Genomic DNA, 19,664 nt, shown 5'->3' with positions numbered 1-19,664 from the left:
CCGCCGTCAACACATGCTGACGAGCGCAGGAGAGCACCCGTGTCGGTCCAGCCCCACCCCCGGACCGCGCTTGCCCCTCAGTCCTCCGGGAAGCCGGAGTCGATGCAGAGGATGTTGCCCTCGCTGTCCTTGAACCAGGCCGCCTTGCCCATTCCGCCCATGTCCGCGATGCCGTCGTCCCACTCGACCCCCGGCAGGTCGTACGTCTCGAGTGCGACACCCTTGGCCTGCAGTGCACGAGCCTCGGCCACGACGTCGTCGACGTGGAACTGGGCGATGGTGTGACCGGCCTGGCCGGCATACTCGGTCTGGTAGACGCTGAACATCGTCCCGCCGTCGGTGCGGTAGACGAGCATTCCGGCGTCACCGATCTCGGCGGCCGGCTTGAGGCCGAGGGTGTCGGCGTAGAACGACTTGGCCCGCGCGAGATCGGCGGCGGGGATGTTGGCGGTGACGGACGCACTGGTGAGCATGGGGACCTCCTGATGAGCTGACGAACGTGATTCTGCGGTGGAGTCGGGGCGGTGACGGTGACACCGCGCGCCCTCATTCCGCCCTACACCTCCGCCGGCGATGCCGCAGCCGAACCATGAAGATTCCCGTTCGCAGCACAGTGGGCATGGCCGCGGGTGTCGACCACCGAGGCTCAGGACGTGCCAGGTGGACCGTCCAGCACCGTGGGCACGTACTCGACGAGCTGGATCTGGCCGTCGAACGTGCGGCAGTCCACCATGTCGAGAGCGACGTCGGGGTAGCCGTCGTAGATGCGCTCCCTGCCCGTCGCGCCGGTGATGACGGGGAACATCACGACCCGGAACCGGTCGACGAGGCCGGCTTCGAGCAGCGAGCGGCACAGGGAGACGCTCCCGATCGTGCGCATCGACCTGTCGCCCTCGTCCTTCAGCTGCCGTACGGCCTCGACGGCATCGCCGGCGAACAGCGTCGAGTTCTCCCACTCGAGGGGCTCGGTCAGCGTGTTCGAGAAGACGAACTTCGACATGCCTCCCAGCACGTCGGTCCCCGGCTCGCCCTCCTTCGTGAAGGAGTGCATGAGGCGATAGGTGTTCGCTCCCATCAGGACCACGTAGTCCGCCTCGGGGCTCTCACCCAGCCAGGCGAGGTACTCCGGCCCCTGCAAGCCCCACCAGCCGGGCCACCCCTCGGCAGCCGCGTACCCGTCGAGCGACGTGATGAAGTCGACCACAAGCTCAGCCATCTGGACTCCCCTCCCTGCTCACTGACCAGTCTGCCTCGGGTGCCTGTCGTCCGACCAGCGTCATGACACCGCCGCCCGACCGATGGAGGGGCGCTGTCGCAGATCCTCACCGAGTCAGCAGCGCTTCTCCCCGATCCTGGGCCTCCTCAACACTCGTCGCCGTTCGTCAGTCGCTGGGTGCCTTCCAGCCGAACCGCATCGAGCAGGCTCTCCTTGAGCCCGAGGGCGCGCAGGACGGTCGGCGCCACCTGTCGCAACGAGACGGGACAGCTGAGCGTGCGGCCTCCCTTGCGCCCGGGCTCGACGACCACCAGCGGGACGTGGGTGTCCTCGGCGCTGCCGCTCCCGTGGTCGACGAGCTTCGAGCTCACTGCTGCGTAGACGACACCGGGCACCGGCTGTACGACGATGTCGGGTATGCGGCCCGGGTTCCCGCCGAGCTGGCCGGCGAAGAGCGAGGCGACCGCGGCGCCGCTGGTGATCGTGCCCGCTCCCACGGTGCCTGCGTTCGCCTCGAGCACTGCCGCGGCGTCGGCTGCCCGGCCGCGATCCTTGAGCCAGATGAGTGCCATCGTGTCCGCCGTCACCTGTGCGGTCAGCCCGGGCTCCACGCTGTTGACCAGCGCGGCGAAGGCTGATGGGTCTACCCAGCGCAGGGTCGAGCGGTCGACCGGGCTGTTGGCGTGCTTCGCGGTCAGGATGATCATCGTCTCGTCCGTCAGGCCGTTGGCCTCGAGCCGGCTCAGCATGCGACCGATCGCGCCGTCCACGTGGTCGAGCGCCTGCGCCAGGCCAGGTGCGGTGCCGGCGAGCGGGCCGAGGGTGGCGATGCTCTGGGGGGTCGTGCCGGCCCCATCGACGTAGCCGGAGAACTTCTGCCCGATGTTCGGCGCCTGGAAGTTCATGCCGTAGATCGCCGGCACACCGACGACGGCCGAGCCGTCGTGGCTGAGGCCGTCCATCTCGTTCAGGACGGCGACGACCTTGAGCTCGTCGTTCGCGATGATCTTGGTGATGTCGGCCTTGGCCGCGTTGAACTCGGGGCCGTAGAAGTCATCGACACCTGTCCCTGAGGGGCCGGACAAGATCTCGTAGCTCGGGTGCTTGTCGGCGACCGCCGTGCGCAGCCCCGCCGCGTGCGCCACCTCGTAGATGGTGTTCACCTTGAGGAACTGGTGGGGGTAGACGACGCTGCACCCGTTGTCCGGGTCACGCGGCAGCTTGGCCGGGTTGATGTCGGCCACGCTGTCGCCGGCATTGGCGTTGACGTTGATGGTCTGGTTGAAGGGAACGAGCGCCCCGCGTGTGCTGCAGTCCGAACCGGCGGGCGACAGGTCGTTGTCCCAGGACACGTCGTAGTAGACGCCGGTGGAGCTCGGGGAGCCACCCGTCGTCATGGCGAGTGTGCCTGGGAACGAGTCCGACGGTGCCTGGGCTGACGCGTTCGAGTAGCGACGTCCCCGCTCCACCACCGCAGCCAGCGCCGAGGTCGGATGCGCCGCGACGTAGTTCGTCAGATCGGCGTCGTGGAATCCATCGAGGCTGAGAAGGAGAACATGGTCCACCTTCGGGTTGATGTCCGCCGAGGCAGAACCCACAGGTGCAAACGCCAAAGCCCCGGCAAGCGGCGCCATCACCACCGCAAGAACCCGCCACCGAAGATCTCGCACGGCTCCCCCTTTCGGGGTCGAGTACCACCCCAACCTGACCACTTTAGCGACAAAGAGCCCGAAATGAGCCCGAATCGGCCCCGACTCCGAGGCCCGTCAGGTCACCTGTCTGGAGCGTGGCCCGCGTCAGACCGACCTGATCGCGCCCTCGTAGTAGTCGCAATGACGTCGAAAGCCGGCGTTCGCCAACGTCGGAGGCAGGTCGGTATCTCCGGGCTCGACGTTCACCACGACGGCCGCGCAGCCGAGGTCGTGGGCCTGACCGGTCGCGACAGGCACGGCCTGCTGAGGGTTGGCGACTTCAGGCAGAAAGAGGATGGGCCCCGGCGGCGCGTACACGGGTGGTGCTGGAACCGTGATCGCCTGGGCCCCGGGCAGCGTGACCTCGACGCAGGCGTCGCCACCGCCCGAGCCTGGCAGCTCCTTCAACCACCACGAGGCCGTGATTGTCAGTCCCACCTGCAGGGCGAAGGCTCCTCGGGCTTGCTCGTAGGCCGGACACACGAACCGCACGTGGTCGCCCTGACAGTCGCGGCTGGGAGCGATCCAGAGGTCGCGGCCGTCACGCGTCCAGCTCTCCTGGTCGACGAAGAAGTCGTCGACCAGCCATCCGTCCGCTCGAGGGAAGCAACAAGCACTGAGTCGTCAGTTCGATAAGCCATGGCGCTGCTGTCCCTGAGGAGCTGGTCAAGGAAAGCGCGGTGCCGGCTCACGCGTCAGGTGCAGATCGCCAGAACACAGGCGCGTGCTGGACCAGTGGCTCTCGGCGGCGGTTCAGGGCAGCGGCGATCCAGGCAGAGTCATCCACGACGGCTGCACGGGCGGGCATGGAAGGACGGTAGCTGGGCCATTGCTCCGCGGGATGCTCAGTCAGCGGAGGGGTGGCGGCGACCAGATTGCCGCGCTGAGGGCGGCCAAGGCGCTCGACAACGCCGCTCCGAGGGCGACGACGATCGCCCGACCAAGCCGGTAGCGCAGCACTCGTGTGCGGGCGGTGCCGCATCAGGTGCCCGGTCGATCCGCCACGGCGTCCTGTCGGGCTACGTGCGTCGGTAGGCTCGGCGTTGTGCCGGACATCAAGGATCTCGAGCCGCTGATCGGTCGTTGGCGCCAGCTCGTCGACGCCCCGCGGCACGTCGCGGAAAAGGTCACGGGCGACATGACACTGGAGTGGCTCCGTGACGAGAAGGTGATCCTCCAGCGCTCGATCGTCGCGAACCCGATGTTTCCCGAGGGCGTCGTCCTGATCATGGCCGCGGACGAGGACGCCGAAGGCGACTTCACCGCGCACTACTTCGACTCCCGTGCGGTCTCGCGCCTGCTCCATATGAGCTTCCAGGACGGCGTCTGGAAGTGGTGGCGCCAAGCGAGCAACCCTGATGATTTCGATCAGCGCTTCGAAGGCACGCTCTCAGAGGACGGCAAGACGATCGAAAGCTCCTGCTACCTCGTCGAAGACGGCGAGTGGATCCACGACTTCGACGTCACCTACACACGCGTTTAGTCCCAGGGGTGCGGGGTGAGCCGGTACCTCATGATTCGCTTCTTCTTCACGCATTTCCGCTTCAGCCGGACCGGACGTCGGGAGCGAGGGCCGACATGGTGCGGTGGCAGGACGAACCGGAGGCAACTCTGGAACAGCGACCTCGGCGCAGCCTGGCGGGGCTACGTGCGCCCAGCTGGCATGAGCTGGTGCCACGGATCTCGTGCGACCGGATCACGATGACCTCTGACGCCACCTTCGATAGAGGAAGCGAACGAGGTGGCGCTGGAGGCGCCGCCAGTTGAACGGATCCGCCGCGTTGAGGGGCGGCTACGCTCGCCCCGTCATGTCGCCGTCCGAGCGATGGAGCCGAAGTGCGGTGGTCCTGGCAGCGTCCTCAGTGATTCGGTGCGAGCTGCGATGCTGCCCGCGCGGGACCTCGGTATTCGTCATCGTCAGTGGGCGCATCGAGCTTCTCGAAAAGGTAGGGCCCTGCGCTCCAGCTTCCCGCGGTCCCTGCTGACTGATCGGCAAGGACTTCTTCGGCTACCTCGGGCCGCACCACGTCAGGCTGGTCGAGCTCGAACGCTGCGGCGCGTCCAGCGCAGCTACGGGCTCCGTGGTCGGCGTGCGGGTCTTTGGGTCCCAACCCGTCTCGCCAACTCCCATGTCGGCGTCATCGACCGCCGCGGCCGACTTCCCCTCCTCGCGCGGGCTGCTCATCCGGGAAGGCTAACCGCGCAGATGGCACCGACTCCGTAATAGCGATGCGGGACTCCAGCGCATTTCGCGCGGGGCTCGCCGAGACCTCGAAGGCAGCGTCGTACTGCCGCGCGCGTCTCAGGGTGCCGACCGGCTGATCTCCTCAGAGGTCATGTTCGGCTGCGAGGCGGGGATGTAGTACGCCTGACGCCTGTGGTGCAACGTCCCGGACGTCCTTGTTGCAGGCCGGCTATAACGCGAGTTCGGCCTGACCGAATATCCGCTCGAGGTGCAGCCGCACCAGCGTCTCCCCCGGAGCATCGTTGCGGGCCGCGAAATCGTCGGCCCGGTCCGGTACATAGCGCGAGGCGATACGCGTGGCCCACCCCAACCGATCTGGCGGCTCATCGTCAAGAGTCACCGAACCCCTTGCCACCACGAATGCATAGGGAAACGAATCGTCCTCGACCACGGCGGCTGCCCGAGGGTTCGCGTGAAGATGACGACCCTTCGCACTCGTCGCCGTTGTGAGGAACACCAAGTCGTCACCGTCGAGGATGAACCACACAGGCGCGACGAGCGGCTTTCCGGTGCTGGAGGCGGTTGCCACCTTTGCAGTGCGAGCTCCAGAGCCCAGAAACGCTCGAGCCTCAGCTGCATCCATGTCTCGCATCGGGCGCCCCCACCTCCTTCGGCGCAGCCGAACAGCCTCCGCGGATCCGTCCGCGGCGGGCGGCTGGTACTGACATCGTATGACCGGTCCGAGGCCCATTCGTTCTGAAGCCGCGATCGGAGCCCGGTCCACGCAGTTCGGGCCGAGGCGCCGCGACGGCGACCCGGCTACCGACCGGGACGCGGGCGTAGCCGTGTCATACGGTCGTTCGATCATCGGTCTCCCTTCGGTGGCCGGGCGACGGGACCGGCCAGCTTCTCGAGCCTCCACATCGCGTGGTTGTTGCAATGAAGGAGCCAAAACCATTGCGACTCAGGTCGATTCGGGCAGTGGGTTGCGATCTTCTTGAGCGGCTATGTTGCATGTCTCCTTCGCGTCCGCTCTGGATTGAGGTAGCCGTCGCCTCCCGCGACGCTCACTTCCTCACCCTGTGTTGCCCACGGGGTTCGGGTAGGCGAGCCCAATGGGTACTTCAAGAGCATGGAACCGATCCCGGAGACGCGGCAAGCCCTCGAGCGACTCGGCCAGTACGGCGACTCAGCCTTGCAAGACGACCTGACGGACATCGCGGCGACGGTTCTGGCAGCGGCCCCGGGGATCGTGGGGTTCAGCCTTGGCCTCGTTCGCGAAGGTGTCACCTTCACCTATGTGGCGACCTCCGAGACCGTGGCCTCGCTCGACGCAGTCCAGTTCGTCGACGGCGGTCCCTGCGTCGACGCGGTCGGGGCCGGCGAGACCGTGCTCACGGACGAGGAGGAGCTGTTCGACGAGAAGCGCTGGCAGTGCTTCGCCCAGGCCAGCGCCACCGCTGGAGTCCGCAGCACGCTGTCTCTGCCGATCCTGACTGGCGAGACGGTCACCGCGGGCATCAACGTCTACGGCGCCGGGAGCGACACCTTCAGCGGTCACGAGCAGCGACTCGCCGAGATCTTCGGTGCCTGGGTCCCGGGTGCCGTGCACAACGCCGATCTCTCCTTCACCACCCGGACCAGAGCGACGGAGACCCCCGCACGGATCGAGGACCTCGACACGCTCAGCCGCGCGGCCGGCATCCTTGCGGCCCAGCAAGGCATCTCGCCCCGCGAGGCCGACGCCAAGCTTCACGATGCTGCGGACCGCGCCGGAGTGTCGGTCGTAGCCGTGGCCCGGTTGATCGTCCGCTCCCGTTCGTGACGACGCACGATTGCGGCTCACCTGACAGGTCCCGGCCGAGCGTCGTTTGTCGTCTTTGGGGGCCGCTGTGCCGCTCAGCCACCGCCCATCGCGACACTGCCGTCGGACAGCACCGGTGAGATGAGCCCGAAGACGTTCCCGTCGGGGTCGAGCAGGTAGCCGACACGGCCGATGCCCTGCATGTCGGCCAGCGGCAGTGCCTCCGAGGCCCCGAGGTCGAGGCCCTGCTGGAAGAGCTCGTCGATGCTGCCGTCGACGCCCACCACGACGTTGCAGCCGTTGACGGGCCCGCCGCGCTCGGGTGCCGGGCCCTGACGCAGCGTGAGCCCGCCGTTGATGCCCTTGCCGGGGGCGTTCATGCCGATGGCGCCATCGCCGGTGTCGATCGACCAGTAGGGCATGTCGCCGAACTGCGTGAACGTCCACCCCAGCAGCTGCCCGTAGAAGTCGATGAGCGCCTGCGGCTCAGACGCATGGATCTCGAAGTGCACCACGAGGTTCGACACGGCAACTCCCCCAGACGATGGGCTTTCACGCTACGCCGGTCGGACGGCATCCTCCAGAGATCTCGTCGGCAGCGGCGGGGGCTCGAAGGTGGATGAGTCGGCCAATACGCCGGAGATTGAAACAGCCCGGTCGTCCGTGTTGCCTGTAGTGCCCCAAGCCCCTGACCTGCACAAATGCGAAGTTGGCATCGTGGGGCACGGAAGCCACGCGGTAGGGGGACCGAGCTGCCGCCGGGACGAAGTGGCCGGGGCGGAGGCGTTGAGTCCTTGGACGGTCATCGGCTGAAGGGCTGCGCGTCGCGCATGCCGATGGGACAGTGGGCGGGGAGGTGTGCATGTCTTGGGCCGGCCTTGACCACCAACGTCCCGACGTGACGGCTGCGGTCCGGCGGCTCCTGGCCGACGAGGCGGCCGAGGTCGGCGACTGGGCCACCACCGAGCTCGCTCTGGGGGCGGCCAACAACCCGACATCCGGTGCCGCGACCCGACTTCGCGGGACCGCCACGACGAACGGGACAGACCGAGCGTGGTCGCTGGTTGCCAAGGTCGTCCGCCCCAGCCCGCACGACAGGCAGACCCCTCACTCCGTCATCTACTGGAGGCGCGAGGCCGACGTCGCCATCAGCGGTGTGCTGGAGCACGGCCTGGGCCTACGCGCTCCTCGGTGCCTGGGCGTTGTCGAAGCACACCCCGAGGCTGTCGTGATCCTGTTCGAGGACATCGGCGAGGTGTCGCACGTGTCGGGCTACGACGACGAGGAGTTCGCCGTCGCCGCGGCTGCGCTCGGCCGCTTCCAGGCGTACTACGTCCAGGGCCCGCCGCTGCCTGCGCGAGCGTGGTTGACCGGCAACCTGGTCGGGCGGTTCCGGAACGCGTGCCTGCCCCAGCTCCGGGTCGTGCACGACGTGCTGTGGGACCGGCCCGCTCGCCTCAGACGCTTCGAGATCGCGATGGGCGTCGACCCGGCTCCGCTCGTCGCTGCCCTGGATGACCCGACCCCCTTCATCGAGGTCCTGGAATGGCTGCCACAGACGTTGTGCCACAACGACGCTCACGTGAACAACCTCGTCGTGCGGCGGTCCGCCGAGGGTGGTTGGGACGTGTGGGCCATCGACTGGCAGATGGTCGGCACCGGTCCACTCGGCAGCGACCTCGCGCAGCTGCTCGTCGAGGTGGCCGAGCCTGACCTGCCGCGCGTGGAGACGATCGTGCTCGAGGCCTACCTCGCCGCCCTGCACGACGACGGTGTCAGGGTCGGGCGTGAGGCAGTCGAGTTCGCGTATGCCGCGAACGTGGCGCTGAGGCATGCTTCGTGGGTGCTCTACCTGCTGGGACGCTCCCTGGACGAGCTGCCACAGGGCGCACCGGACGAGGACGTCCTCAGGGCCTGCCTGCCGGCCCTCGAGCACCCGGGGCTCGGGCACTGCGCCGCGATGCTCGAACGCGCCGACCGCCTCCGGCGCCGGCTCGGCACGTGACCCTGCGCTGGAGCCAGACAGGGTGCGTGATCGGACTGGAGTGAGACGACGGAATGGACACGTGACTCGCTGCACGCAGTCGTGGCCACCTGGATGCTGTCAACGACGTCGACTCAGTTCGGCTCATCGACCGTGAATGTCCTGGGAGCGCATTCAATCTGAATCGCGCATGAGACGGCGCCGCGGTGCGAACCAGGTGCTCGCTGCCTGCCGCATGCACTCGGCGATCCACGCGCGTTGGACCTTCCGGGTCGCCGACGCTCTGACAACGTTCACCGCCCGCGCACCCGGGCCGAAGACCCTGAAGGCCATGGTGGCGCCGCAGGTGTGTCATAGGCTTCGCACATCCGGCATTGGAGGCGCGCCATGAGCAAGCTGTCGATGCATGAGCAGCTGCCGTTCGACGAGGAAGCGGTCAGGTCGTCGATCTCGACCGGAGAGCTACCAGAACCGGACGAGGTCAAGGTCGCTGTCACCGAGGCGTACGAGCGGTATCGGGCAAACCGCCAAGGTGCCGTGGCCGACTACATCCCGGTCCTGGCCGAGGCGTCGCCGGACTGGTTCGGTATCTCGGTGGTGGGAGCTCGAGGAAGGTCGTTCGAGATCGGGGACGTCGAGAGAACGTTCTCGATCCAGAGTGTGTCGAAGCCGTTCGTGTTCGCGCTGGTCTGTGAGGCGGTCGGAGACGTCGACGCGCGCCGCCTGCTCGGGGTCAACAGCACCGGCTTCCCCTTCGACTCGCTGGTGGCGGTCGAGCTCAACCTGGACAGGACGATGAACCCGTTGGTCAACGCGGGCGCGATTGCGGCCACGAGTCTGGTGCCGGGGAGCACCGCGGCGGAGAAGTGGGACCGGGTCAGAGACGGCCTTTCGCGCTTCGCCGGCCGTGAGCTCAGCCTGAACGAGAGGGTCTACGCCTCGGAGTCCGCCACCAACCTGCGCAACCAGGGCATCGCCCACCTGCTGCAGAGCTACGGCCGTCTCTACTTCGACCCCGACGAGGCCACCGACGTCTACACCCGCCAGTGCTCTCTCGACGTGAACGTCCACGACCTTGCGGTCATGGCGTCCACGCTCGCCAACGGTGGCGTCAACCCGGTGACCGGAGAGGCGGTCGTCGGGCCCGGCGCGTGCCGGCGTGTTCTGGCGGTGATGGCCACAGCCGGTCTGTACGAGCTGTCCGGCGACTGGCTCTACGAGGTCGGGGTCCCCGGCAAGAGCGGGGTGAGCGGCGGCATCGTCACTGTCGCACCCGGCAAGGGCGGTCTGGCCACGTTCTCCCCTCCCCTGGACGTGGCGGGCAACAGCGTGCGCGGTCAGCTGGTCACCAAGTACCTGGCGGAACGGCTCGGACTCAACCTCTTCGCCTCGGTGACGGTCTCGAAGGACTAGGCAGGCCGTGCGAGGCACCCAGCCCGCCGACTCTCTCCTCCCGGTCAGCCCGAGCATCCGGTACCTGGAGCCCAGTTCGACGTCGGTCCCCTGGTAGTCCGGCCCCGGGTCGCACGATGGATCGCGCGACCATGCCGGTGACCTTCCCCGTCCTCCGAGCACGAGAGTCAGGCGCGTCGATTCCCTTCGGCTGCAAGCCCGGTCATGTCTGCCGCGGACACCGTCTTGTACAGGCTGCTCGGCTTGGCCCACTGGCGGCTCCGATTCCTGTGTCACCGAGTGGCTTGCACAGCGGACGCCGGCGTTCGGGCCTGGTAGCCGACCTTTGGGCTCCACGTGCCTGTTGTTCGATCTGCACGCCGTCACCGCTGAGGTGTAGGCGATGGCGGTCCCTGACGAGCCAGCACGCTGCGCCCCACGAGGGTTGGCGATTCCACACGCGTGGCGGCCCTTGAACGGGATGTCGTCACGCCGCCGTGCCGCCGCGCCCACCAGCATTGACTGCAGGCAAGCTGAGCCGACCCTCGGCATAGGCAGCTGACGCGCGTATTCGACCGGGCTCGGTCAGAGAACTGACGCGGGGTGCGTTTCGGCTGACAACGTGACGAACCAAGGGGATGATCGAGAGGATGCATGGGCGAGGCGGCGCATGGATTCAGTGATGGAGATCGAGATCGGGCCGGCGGGCGTGGCCGGTCGGTTCACCGTGCGGGTGCTTCGTTCGGTCGGCGCGGGGGAGCCCACGACGTCGTGCGCGCTCGACGTGGAGGGTCTGCTCGCGCAGCGGCACGGGCTAGAGGACAGCATTCTCGCCTCGTCCATCGCGGCTCGTCGAGTCACGCCGGCGCACGAGTCATCTCTGGAGGCGGTCGGCACCCTGCTCTTCGACGCTGTTTTCGCCGGGCAGGTGCGCGAGGCCTACCGCACAAGTGTCGCCGTCGCGGAAAACCGTGGTGAAGGGGTGCGCCTGCTTCTTCGGCTCACAGCGCCGGGGCTCGCCGCGCTGCCTTGGGAGGCCCTCTATGACCGTGAGGGGCGCATCTACCTGTGTCGCAAGGAGCCGCTGCTGCGGCAGATCGGGACGACGCCCGCCACACCAACTCTTCCCCTCGAGCCACCTCTGCGGGTGCTCGCACTCATCGCATCGCCGAGCACGCTGCCCTCACTGGACGTTGCCGGCGAACGGGCACGTTTGGAGGAGGCCCTGGGCGAGCAGGTCGATACCGGATGGATCCACCTCGAGTGGCTCCTCGACGCAAGCTGGCAGCGTCTGCACGAGAAGCTGCTAGACGAGTCGTGGCACGTCCTGCACTTCATCGGGCACGGCGCCTTCGACCACACACGAGACGAGGGCGTGCTCGCGTTCGTCGGACCCGACGGGCGCGCGGACCTCATCAACGCGAGCAGCTTCGCGGACTTGCTGCACGAAGCCAGGCAACGGCCGCGACTGGTCGTGCTCAACGCGTGCCTCACCGCGGCCGAGAGCACCGACGACCTCTTCTCGGGTACGGCAGCAGCCTTGGTACGCAGCGGGATCAACGCTGTGGCTGCGATGCAGTTCGCCATCAGTGATAGAGCGGCCATCGCCTTTGCGCGCGGCTTCTACATGTCGCTCGCGCACGGTCGCGCCATCGACGAGGCGATGCGCAGCGGGAGGATCGGCATCCTCGGTGTCACCCGAGACACGCTCGAGTGGGTGACACCCGTTCTATGTGTGCGCGGCGACGACACACGACTCTTCGATGTCAAGCCCGATGCAGCACCCGTCCCTCCGACAGGAGATCCCGTCTCGCCGACAGGAGAGCCCGACCCGCCAAGCATGGAGCGCACCGCTCCGGCATCTGGTCCACGGGAGGGAGACCGCACCCGGTCTCTTCAGGTAGAGCCAGCAGAGGGCGCGACAACGGTCGGCGGGCCGACTCGCGTCGCCCGGCTAGCGCGGCCGCGCCGCCGCCGGGTCTACGCTGCCGCGGCTGCACTGTTCATTGCGGTCGCCGGGACCGCGGCCACCCTGCTGATCCTGGACCGGAGGGACGCGGGACGCCCAGCAGGCAACGAGATCACCGCGGCAGCCGCTTGGCGGCTCGTCATCAGCAACAAGATCAAGGGCAGCAACGGCTGCACTGTCACAGTGACGAACACCGACACCGGCGATCAGAGACCATTCGAGAGTGTCTGGGGGACCAAGACGTTCCAGATGCAGACCGAAGGCACGTTCCGATGGGAAGCAAACGACCCGGGCTGCCTCGTGGTCCAGCGCTCCGGGTCCGGGAAGGCCGTCCTGCCATTCAGCCAGAAGGCCGGCACGGGTGACACCGACGTCTTCGCGGCACCGAAGGCTCCGGGTAAAGTCGCCGTGCAGGTCTTGGCGTTCAACAGCTACGGCCAGTGCGCTTTCGAGCTGCACGATGCCGCGGACGGACAGCTTGTGGACCTCGGCACGGTGCCCCAAGGCGAAGGCCCGCTGCGGCTCGAGCCGAACGGACGCTCCGAGGTCTACCTCGCCGACTTCGCGGGATGCGACGTACGGGTATCCGCTGAGCCCTAATTGGACTGACCACCGACGTCAGGCGCGGCGTGCCTGCTGGAGGATGACGAAGACATCGGAGTGAGGTGCGGAGCAACCACGCACCCACACCGGACTCACAACGGAAGTCTTCGTTGTCCCATGCCAACGCCTGTCCGACTCCTGCCGGTCGGCTCCGCCTGGCCCAGCTCGTCGTCGAGCAGGGCGGACGCATTGCGGACCAACGGGGGTGACCAAACACATCACCGCAGGTCAGAGGCCTGAAAGTGGATGAGTCGGCCGATACGCCGGGTTCTGTTCCGCGCCACCGTTACCGGTGACGTGGCGACGGCCATCCATCTAGGCCGGCCATTGCTGGCCGGCTCGAGCGTCCTACCCGCGCACTCGACCGGGCCGGTCTCCCCGACACCCGAGGGCGTCGATCGTGCACTGTCTGGACTTGCTCCGGGTGGGGTTTACCGAGCCGCTCCAGTCACCTGGAGCGCTGGTGGTCTCTTACACCACCGTTTCACCCTTACCGGCTGCCGAAGCGGCCGGCGGTCTGTTCTCTGTGGCACTGTCCCGCGGGTCACCCCGGGTGGCTGTTGGCCACCACCCTGCCCTGTGGAGCCCGGACGTTCCTCGGCAGGGCCGAGGCCCTGACGCGACCGTCTGGCCGACTCATCCGCGCACCAGCATAGGCGCGTATGCCGTCCGCCGCGTCGGCGCCCACCGGGCCGGCTCCCCCGGCCGGGCGCTCGAGCGGTTCAGGGTGCTCAGACCAGACGGCGGAAGGCGAGAACGGCGACGTCGTCGTGGCGGTCGGGGTCGGACACGACCTCGGCGAGCTCGGCGAGGACATCGTCGAGGTCGGCGTCGTCCCCGACGTCCGTGAGCAGCTCCTCGGCGGCGACCTGCAGCCGTTTGAGCCCGATGTCGATGCTCTCACCGCGGCGCTCGACGAGTCCGTCCGTGTACATCAGCAGGAGGTCGCCGGCGACGAACGGCACCCGGGCGGCCAGCCGCGGGATCTCGCCGAGGCCGTGGACCGGTGAGCCGTCCTCGGTGACGAAGCGCGTCCGACCGCCTGACACGAGCAGGGGTGGGGGGTGACCGGCGACGACGACGGCCAGGTCGTCCCGCGCCGGCTCGAAGAGCAGGTAGACCGAGGACGCCATCTGCGTCGGCGGCTCGGTCGCCATGAAGCGGTCCATCGCGCCGGCAAGCGCGTCGGGCTCGGGGTCCTGGGTCGCGAGCACCCTTGCGGCAGAGCGCATCCGCGACCCGGCGACCGCGGCGTCGACACCGCGACCCATGACGTCGCCGAGGACGACAGTGACCCGGCCGTCGTCGAGGCCGCTGACGTCGTAGTAGTCGCCACCGACGTCGGTGCGACCGGCCTGCCGGTAGACCGTGCCGATCTGCCACCCCGGGATCTCGGGCAGGTCCTGCGGGAGCAGCGTCGCCTGGAGCACCGACGCGACGCGCCTCGTCTGGGAGTAGAGGTCGGCGTTGTCGATGGCGAGCGCTGCCCGTCGGGCGAGGTCCTCGGCGAAGGCGACGTCGTCGTGCGTGTAGCGGCGTCCGGACTCCGCCACGACGAAGGTCAGGACGCCCAGCACCCGGTCCTTGGCCACGAGCGGCACCGACATCGCGCTCTGCAGGCCGAGCTCGCGCGCGACCCTGAGGTGCTCGTCGTCCTGGGCCGACGCGACGAGCATCTCGTCGGTGACGTTCTCGACGAGCAAGCTCTCGCCGGTGCGAGCCACGTGCGCCGCCCCACCCTGCCGGTCCGGGTCCGGGGGCCAGCGCGTCTCGAGCTCGCGGGCGAGCTGCACCTTGTCGGGGTCGATGTGGGCGACGGCGAGGGTCCGCAGGACGCCGTCGTCGACCATCTGGACGGAGCACCAGTCGGCGTGGGCGGGCACGGCGAGCGAGGCGACCTGGCGCAGGGTCTGCCGGTAGTCGAGCGAGGTGGCGAGCGCCTGCGACGCGTCGGCCAGGAACTCGAGCTGGGCGGCGCGGTTGGCGCTCTGCGCCTCGGCACGCAGGCGCAGCATGGTCTGCGCGCACATGTCGGCAAGCACACCCAGCACCCACACCAGGTCGGGATCGACCGGCCCGACCTGCCCCTCGAACCGGAAGCCCACGGCCCCGAAAGCCGACCCGTCGGCGCGCGAGATGAGCGGCAGCGTCACCGACGACCGCTCCGTGCCGTCGTCGAGATCCGGGTAGCGCTCGAGCAGCTCCTGCCGCCCCTCGACCGAGACGATCTGGGTGGTCCGGACGGCGTCGGTGAGCGGCGAGTGCGCGTCGAGGTCGAGGGTCGCCCAGTGACGGGCCTCGGACGGGGTCAGACCGTGGGTCGCGATCGTGCGCAGCCGCGCCGGACCGTCCTGAACCGCGAGCACGGCGCGGGAGGCCCCCATGACGGTCGAGGCGCGCTCGGTGATGGTCTCGGTGAGCTCGTCCAGCGTCGTGGCCGCCGCGACCTGGGCCGCGATGCCCGCCAACGCCGCCAGTCGCGGGGCGACCGAGGCGCGGCTCGCCCCCGGGCTCTGCCATGGCGCGTTCATGAGGCCATCCTGACAGTCGGCGGCCTCGGGCACCCACGGATGGGGCAGAAGTGGGAGCATGCAGGAGTGACGGGTCGGCGGGTGGCCAGGGGACGCGAGCTGGGCCGGGTCGAGTTCGGCCCCGACGACCTCCGCCGCGTGCGCGAGATCGTGCGGGCCATCGCCCGCGAACGCATCCCCGACCGGGCCGACAACGCCGTGCTCGCCGTCCACGAGGTGGCCGTCAACAGCATCGTCCACGGCGGCGGCCACGGGGTCCTGCTCATCGACGAGACGGCCGACTCGCTCGTCTTCACGGTCGAGGACGACGACGGCACCGGGTCGGTGCCGGAGGTCCTCCCGCTCGATGAGCAGTCGACGAGCGGACGCGGGCTGTGGATCGCCCAGCGCCTGAGTGACCGGCTGACCATCGAGGCCCGCCCGATGCGTACGCGCATCGGCGTGCACCTCAGGCTGGCATCCTGACCTACGAGGGCTCCGACGGCTCCGACGGCTCCGACGGCTCCGACGGCTCCGACGCGTCGACCACGTCGATGACTTGGTCGAGGTGCATGAGTCTGACGAGGCGCAGGGTGATGTCGCCGCAGACGAGCTGCAGCCGGCCCCCGTGCTCCCCCACGTGGTGGTAGAGCCCGATGACGGCCCCGAGACCCGACGAGTCGAGGAAGGTGACGTCCCGCAGGTCGACGACGACCTTCTGACCGGGCTCGATGGCGAGCTCCTCGAACGCCGCCCGGACGTCCGGCACGGTGTACGTGTCGATCTCTCCGCTGAGCCGGGCCCAAGTGACGCCCCCCGTGCTCGAGACGGTGACGCTCATCGAACCTCCTGCCGACGTCGGTGTCCTGGCCTCACCGTAGGACGTCCGCGGGCGGTGTGTGGGCAGATGCGCTCAGTCGGCGGGCCGGCGTCCGGGGGTCGTGTTCGCGACGTAGACGGTGTTGGACGACGTGCCGCCGGTGAGCGGGTTCGCGAAGGTGACCTCGTGGGCCGCGACGTCGGCGAAGACCTCTGCCAGGAGCGCGGTGAAGGCGTCCTCGGGCGGGTCGTCCGACCAGAGGGCGAAGACCCCGCCGGGGTGCAGCCCGGCGGCCAGTCGCGCGAGACCCTCTCGGGTGTAGAGGTCGGCGTGGCTGGGGTGGAGGACGTGGTGCGGCGTGTGGTCGACGTCGAGCAGCACGGCGTGCACGAGCTCCGGCGCGACACCGAAGCCCTTCCCCTCGCGCGCCAGGGCGAAGAAGTCCCCCTCCACCAGAGCGGTCCGCGGGTCGTCGGTCAGGGCCGCGGTGTCCGGGAGCAGCTGCCGCTCGTGCCACGAGATGACGGGCCCGAGCGCCTCGACGACCGTCACCGTCCGCACGCGGGCGTCCTCGAGGGCGGCTGCGGCCGTGTAGCCGAGGCCCAGCCCGCCGACGACGACGTCGAGGTCGAGGTCGTCACCGTCGACGGCGGCGAGTCCGAGCCGTGCCAGCTCGATCTCGGCGACCGTGAAGAGGCTCGACATGAGGAACTCCTCACCGAGCTTCACCTCGTAGACGTCGACGAGCAGCGACGGCTCCACTCGACGTCGGAGGCTGATCTCGCCCATCGGCGTCTGCTGCCAGTCGATCTCCTCGAAACGCCGGCTCACGACGTCACCCGAAGATCGGCGTGAGGGCGCCGACGGGCAGGTCCTTCTCGACGGACGCGAGGCGCCACTTGTCGGCGAAGACCGCGACGTGCAGGCCGTCCTCGCGCGTCAGCGACTCCGCCCCGGGGCGGCTGTCGACGATCGGCATGGCGGCTGCCGTGACGGCGCGCGCGACCGAGTAGCTCAAGGGCTCGAGGCGGATCGGCGAGCCGAACTCGTGCTCCATCCGGTGCTTGGCGACGTCGAACTGCATCGGCCCGACGGCCGCGAGCACGGGCGCCTGGGCGCCACGGCGGTCAGAGTGCAGCACCTGCACCACGCCCTCCTCGCCCAGCTGCTCGATGCCCTTGCGGAACTGCTTCTGCTTGCCCGTGACGGCGGCCCGCGCGACGGCGAAGTGCTCGGGGGCGAAGAGCGGGATGCGAGGGAAGGTGACCTTCTCGTCGGCGAAGAGGGTGTCGCCGACCCGCAGCGCGTTGGCGTTGACGAGGCCGATGACGTCGCCCGGGAAGGCCTCGTCGAGCGTCGAGCGGTCGCGGCCGAAGACGCTCTGGGCGTACTTCGTCGCGAACGGACGTCCGGTGTCGGCATGCGTGACGACCATGCCGCGGCTGAACCGGCCCGAGCAGACGCGGACGAACGCGAGCCGGTCACGGTGGGCACGGTCCATACCGGCCTGGATCTTGAAGACGAAGCCCGAGAACGGCGCCGACACGTCACGCGGGGCGCCGGAGCGGTCGGGTCGCGCGCCCGGGGCGGGGGCGAGCGTCACGAGCGTGTCGAGCAGCTGGCGTACGCCGAAGTTGAGGACGGCCGAGCCGAAGAGCACGGGCGAGGCCGCGCCCGAGAGGAACAGCTCGAGGTCGAGGTCGTGGCCCGACGAGCGCAGGAGGTCGTACTCCTCGACGGCGTCGGTCCAGACCGAGCCCAGCGACCGCTCGGCCTCCTCCGCAGACATGCGGGTGGCGATGGCCTCGGTGGCACCGCCCGGCGTACGCGTGAACTCGACGAAGTCGCCGGTCGCGCAGTCGAGCACGCCCCGGAAGTCGCCGGCCACGCCGACCGGCCACGTCAGCGGCATCGGGTGCAGGTCGATCCGGGTGGTCAGCTCGTCCATGATCGCGAGCGCGTCGAGGCCGGGCCGGTCCCACTTGTTGACCACGGTGATGACGGGGACGCCACGGGCGCGGCAGACCTCGAAGAGCTTGAACGTCTGTGGCTCGATGCCCTTGGCGGCGTCGACGAGCATGACGGCGGCGTCGACGGCTGCGAGCACGCGGTAGGTGTCCTCGGAGAAGTCGGCGTGGCCGGGGGTGTCGAGCAGGTTGATGACGGTGCCGTCGTAGGCGAACTGGAGCACCGCGGAGGTGATCGAGATGCCGCGGTCCTTCTCCATCTCCATCCAGTCCGAGACGACGCCACGACGGTTGCCCTTGCCGTGCACGGCGCCGGCCTCGCCGATGGCGCGCGCGTGCAGGGCCAGCGCCTCGGTCAGGGTCGACTTGCCGGCGTCGGGGTGCGAGATGACGGCGAAGGTGCGTCGGCGGGCCGCCTCCTCGGCGACCGCTCCCCCGTTGTGGTCCGCGCCGTCGGGGTCTCGGCGTTCCGCGAGCTCGCGGTCGTGCAGGGCGGTGGCGTCCATGGTCCTCCAGTGATCGCCCCGAGTCTGTCACCGCTGGGCACGATCGCCCGAATCGGTACCGCCGTCACGCCTGGGCGGTGAGGTGACCCGAGTCACACCTGCCGGTTCACGTCAACGATCCGGCACCGTCGTTCGTCGTGCATGGGAGATGACGATCGCAACCGACCCCAGGACCATGACCGAACAGCTGACCGACGACCTGCCCGACACCCGACCCGGCTCCACGCCAGACGCGGAGCCCGACGCACGGCCCAGAGCGAAGCTGCTCGACCTCTCCCTGACCCAGCTGCTCGGCGGCTCGATGGCGGCGGCGACGGCAGCGGCCCTGGGCTCGCGACTCGGCGTCGTCGGCACCATTGCCGGCGCGGCGGTGCTCAGCGTCATCTCGGCGATCGCGGCCAGCCTCTACACGAACTCCATGGCCCGCGCCCGCGAGGCCGTGGTGCTCGTGCGCTCCCGCCGAGGGGCGGACGGCACCGACCTGGAGGTCGTCCGCGAGACCTGGTGGCGACGCCCCGACCGGGCGACGACCCGACGCGTCCTCGTCACGACGGGCGCGGTCTTCGTCATCGCTGCGGCCTTCCTCACCGGACTCCAGCTCGCGACCGGCGCAAAGGTGACCGGCACCGACCTCGGCGTGCGCGCGAGCGCGGGGGCGGTGGTCGACAGCCCGGCCGACACCGCCGGTGACACCGCTCGGGACGGCAGCGGCGCCTCCGACAGCGGCGCCACCGGGTCGCTCGCGACGACGCCGACCGCTCCCGCGGCCACGCCCGCGCCGGCGACGACCTCTGGGACCGACGTGACCCCGGGTCAGGCCCCGTCGACCGGCACCCCTGCCGCGACGACCCCCGCGACCCCGGCCGACCCGGGTGGAGCTGCGGGGTCCCCCGACCCGGCCGCGCCCACGGCACCGTCCACGCCCGACCCCGCCGCGACGACGACCGGCCCCGTCACCGCTCCCTGAGCGCCCGAGCCACGGACGACGAATGCCGTCCCGCCCCCCGGGTGCGACGG

The 19,664-nt window shown here is 69.3% G+C and carries 17 protein-coding genes and 1 other RNA gene; 7 read left to right on the top strand and 11 right to left on the bottom strand.

Going from position 1 to position 19,664, the window contains the following annotated elements; all coding sequences use genetic code 11:
- Positions 1-77: 77 nt before the first annotated feature.
- From ASG96_RS11160 to ASG96_RS11145, 4 genes are all read right to left on the bottom strand, one after another.
- Positions 78-473 carry a VOC family protein gene (locus ASG96_RS11160; protein ID WP_056758455.1) on the bottom strand — a complete coding sequence of 132 codons (396 nt, stop codon included), beginning with the start codon at positions 471-473 and terminating at the stop codon, positions 78-80.
- A 173-nt stretch (positions 474-646) separates the two neighbouring features.
- A complete protein-coding gene (locus tag ASG96_RS11155) occupies positions 647-1,216 on the bottom strand; it encodes a dihydrofolate reductase family protein (RefSeq protein WP_056758458.1) in 570 nt (189 codons plus the stop codon).
- A 146-nt stretch (positions 1,217-1,362) separates the two neighbouring features.
- Positions 1,363-2,850: an alkaline phosphatase family protein gene (locus ASG96_RS11150; RefSeq protein ID WP_082591732.1), complete on the bottom strand. Its 1,488-nt coding sequence runs from the start codon at positions 2,848-2,850 to the stop codon at positions 1,363-1,365.
- 162 nt (positions 2,851-3,012) lie between these two features.
- Complete coding sequence (locus ASG96_RS11145; protein WP_157610791.1) at positions 3,013-3,345, bottom strand: hypothetical protein; 333 nt, start codon at positions 3,343-3,345, stop codon at positions 3,013-3,015.
- Positions 3,346-3,952: 607 nt separating this feature from the next.
- Here ASG96_RS11145 and ASG96_RS11140 point away from each other — a divergent pair.
- On the top strand, positions 3,953-4,390 hold the full coding sequence (locus tag ASG96_RS11140; protein ID WP_056758466.1) for a hypothetical protein: 438 nt from the start codon (positions 3,953-3,955) through the stop codon (positions 4,388-4,390).
- Between the two features lie 931 nt (positions 4,391-5,321).
- Here ASG96_RS11140 and ASG96_RS11135 read toward each other — a convergent pair.
- Positions 5,322-5,735 (bottom strand): PPOX class F420-dependent oxidoreductase, encoded by a 414-nt coding sequence (locus ASG96_RS11135; protein WP_057588405.1) that lies wholly within the window; start codon positions 5,733-5,735, stop codon positions 5,322-5,324.
- 489 nt (positions 5,736-6,224) lie between these two features.
- Between ASG96_RS11135 and ASG96_RS11130 the strand changes: the two genes are divergently transcribed.
- Positions 6,225-6,917, top strand: a complete 693-nt coding sequence (locus ASG96_RS11130) for a GAF and ANTAR domain-containing protein (protein WP_056758469.1) — start codon at positions 6,225-6,227, stop codon at positions 6,915-6,917.
- Positions 6,918-6,991: 74 nt separating this feature from the next.
- On the opposite strand, the gene ASG96_RS11125 is transcribed toward ASG96_RS11130, so the two are convergent.
- On the bottom strand, positions 6,992-7,423 hold the full coding sequence (locus ASG96_RS11125; protein ID WP_057587955.1) for a VOC family protein: 432 nt from the start codon (positions 7,421-7,423) through the stop codon (positions 6,992-6,994).
- Positions 7,424-7,794: 371 nt separating this feature from the next.
- Here ASG96_RS11125 and ASG96_RS11120 point away from each other — a divergent pair, with 371 nt between their 5' ends.
- The 3 genes from ASG96_RS11120 (at position 7,795) to ASG96_RS11110 (ending at position 12,841) form a co-directional block, all read left to right on the top strand.
- A complete protein-coding gene (locus tag ASG96_RS11120) occupies positions 7,795-8,901 on the top strand; it encodes a phosphotransferase (protein WP_057587954.1) in 1,107 nt (368 codons plus the stop codon).
- Positions 8,902-9,267: 366 nt separating this feature from the next.
- Positions 9,268-10,293, top strand: a complete 1,026-nt coding sequence (glsA, locus tag ASG96_RS11115) for a glutaminase A (RefSeq protein ID WP_082591730.1) — start codon at positions 9,268-9,270, stop codon at positions 10,291-10,293.
- A gap of 661 nt (positions 10,294-10,954) precedes the next feature.
- Entirely contained in the window at positions 10,955-12,841 is a 1,887-nt protein-coding gene (locus ASG96_RS11110; protein WP_056758478.1) for a CHAT domain-containing protein, read from the top strand.
- 246 nt (positions 12,842-13,087) lie between these two features.
- On the opposite strand, the gene rnpB is transcribed toward ASG96_RS11110, so the two are convergent.
- Together rnpB and ASG96_RS11105 are read right to left on the bottom strand one after the other, a co-directional pair.
- Positions 13,088-13,483, bottom strand: an RNA gene (rnpB, locus tag ASG96_RS14840) — RNase P RNA component class A.
- Positions 13,484-13,575: 92 nt separating this feature from the next.
- A complete protein-coding gene (locus ASG96_RS11105; RefSeq protein WP_057587953.1) occupies positions 13,576-15,375 on the bottom strand; it encodes a PP2C family protein-serine/threonine phosphatase in 1,800 nt (599 codons plus the stop codon).
- 81 nt (positions 15,376-15,456) lie between these two features.
- On the opposite strand from ASG96_RS11105, the gene ASG96_RS23220 reads away from it, so the two are divergent.
- Positions 15,457-15,840: an ATP-binding protein gene (locus ASG96_RS23220; protein WP_056758484.1), complete on the top strand. Its 384-nt coding sequence runs from the start codon at positions 15,457-15,459 to the stop codon at positions 15,838-15,840.
- 1 nt (position 15,841) lies between these two features.
- Here the strand turns inward: ASG96_RS23220 and ASG96_RS11095 are convergent, their stop codons facing one another.
- From ASG96_RS11095 to ASG96_RS11085, 3 genes are all read right to left on the bottom strand, one after another.
- Complete coding sequence (locus ASG96_RS11095) at positions 15,842-16,195, bottom strand: STAS domain-containing protein (RefSeq protein ID WP_057587952.1); 354 nt, start codon at positions 16,193-16,195, stop codon at positions 15,842-15,844.
- Between the two features lie 72 nt (positions 16,196-16,267).
- Positions 16,268-17,005 (bottom strand): hypothetical protein, encoded by a 738-nt coding sequence (locus tag ASG96_RS11090; RefSeq protein WP_057587951.1) that lies wholly within the window; start codon positions 17,003-17,005, stop codon positions 16,268-16,270.
- A 4-nt stretch (positions 17,006-17,009) separates the two neighbouring features.
- Positions 17,010-18,647: a peptide chain release factor 3 gene (locus ASG96_RS11085; protein WP_157610787.1), complete on the bottom strand. Its 1,638-nt coding sequence runs from the start codon at positions 18,645-18,647 to the stop codon at positions 17,010-17,012.
- A 175-nt stretch (positions 18,648-18,822) separates the two neighbouring features.
- Here ASG96_RS11085 and ASG96_RS11080 point away from each other — a divergent pair, with 175 nt between their 5' ends.
- Positions 18,823-19,614, top strand: a complete 792-nt coding sequence (locus tag ASG96_RS11080; protein WP_157610785.1) for a hypothetical protein — start codon at positions 18,823-18,825, stop codon at positions 19,612-19,614.
- Positions 19,615-19,664: the final 50 nt, after the last annotated feature.

Origin of the sequence: Terrabacter sp. Soil810 (assembly GCF_001429645.1) — a bacterium.
Taxonomy (GTDB): domain Bacteria; phylum Actinomycetota; class Actinomycetes; order Actinomycetales; family Dermatophilaceae; genus Terrabacter.
This window is presented reverse-complemented; position numbering and strand designations above follow the sequence as displayed.

Excerpts from the sequence above, each read along its gene's own strand:
- ASG96_RS11085 (WP_157610787.1), bottom strand. The coding sequence starts at position 18,647 with ATGGACGCCACCGCCCTGCACGACCGCGAGCTCGCGGAACGCCGAGAC.
- ASG96_RS11095 (WP_057587952.1), bottom strand. The coding sequence starts at position 16,195 with ATGAGCGTCACCGTCTCGAGCACGGGGGGCGTCACTTGGGCCCGGCTC.
- ASG96_RS11110 (WP_056758478.1), top strand. The coding sequence starts at position 10,955 with ATGGAGATCGAGATCGGGCCGGCGGGCGTGGCCGGTCGGTTCACCGTG.
- ASG96_RS11150 (WP_082591732.1), bottom strand. The coding sequence starts at position 2,850 with ATGGCGCCGCTTGCCGGGGCTTTGGCGTTTGCACCTGTGGGTTCTGCC.
- ASG96_RS11135 (WP_057588405.1), bottom strand. The coding sequence starts at position 5,735 with ATGGATGCAGCTGAGGCTCGAGCGTTTCTGGGCTCTGGAGCTCGCACT.
- ASG96_RS11130 (WP_056758469.1), top strand. The coding sequence starts at position 6,225 with ATGGAACCGATCCCGGAGACGCGGCAAGCCCTCGAGCGACTCGGCCAG.
- ASG96_RS11105 (WP_057587953.1), bottom strand. The coding sequence starts at position 15,375 with ATGAACGCGCCATGGCAGAGCCCGGGGGCGAGCCGCGCCTCGGTCGCC.
- ASG96_RS11155 (WP_056758458.1), bottom strand. The coding sequence starts at position 1,216 with ATGGCTGAGCTTGTGGTCGACTTCATCACGTCGCTCGACGGGTACGCG.
- ASG96_RS11080 (WP_157610785.1), top strand. The coding sequence starts at position 18,823 with ATGACCGAACAGCTGACCGACGACCTGCCCGACACCCGACCCGGCTCC.
- ASG96_RS11160 (WP_056758455.1), bottom strand. The coding sequence starts at position 473 with ATGCTCACCAGTGCGTCCGTCACCGCCAACATCCCCGCCGCCGATCTC.
- glsA (WP_082591730.1), top strand. The coding sequence starts at position 9,268 with ATGAGCAAGCTGTCGATGCATGAGCAGCTGCCGTTCGACGAGGAAGCG.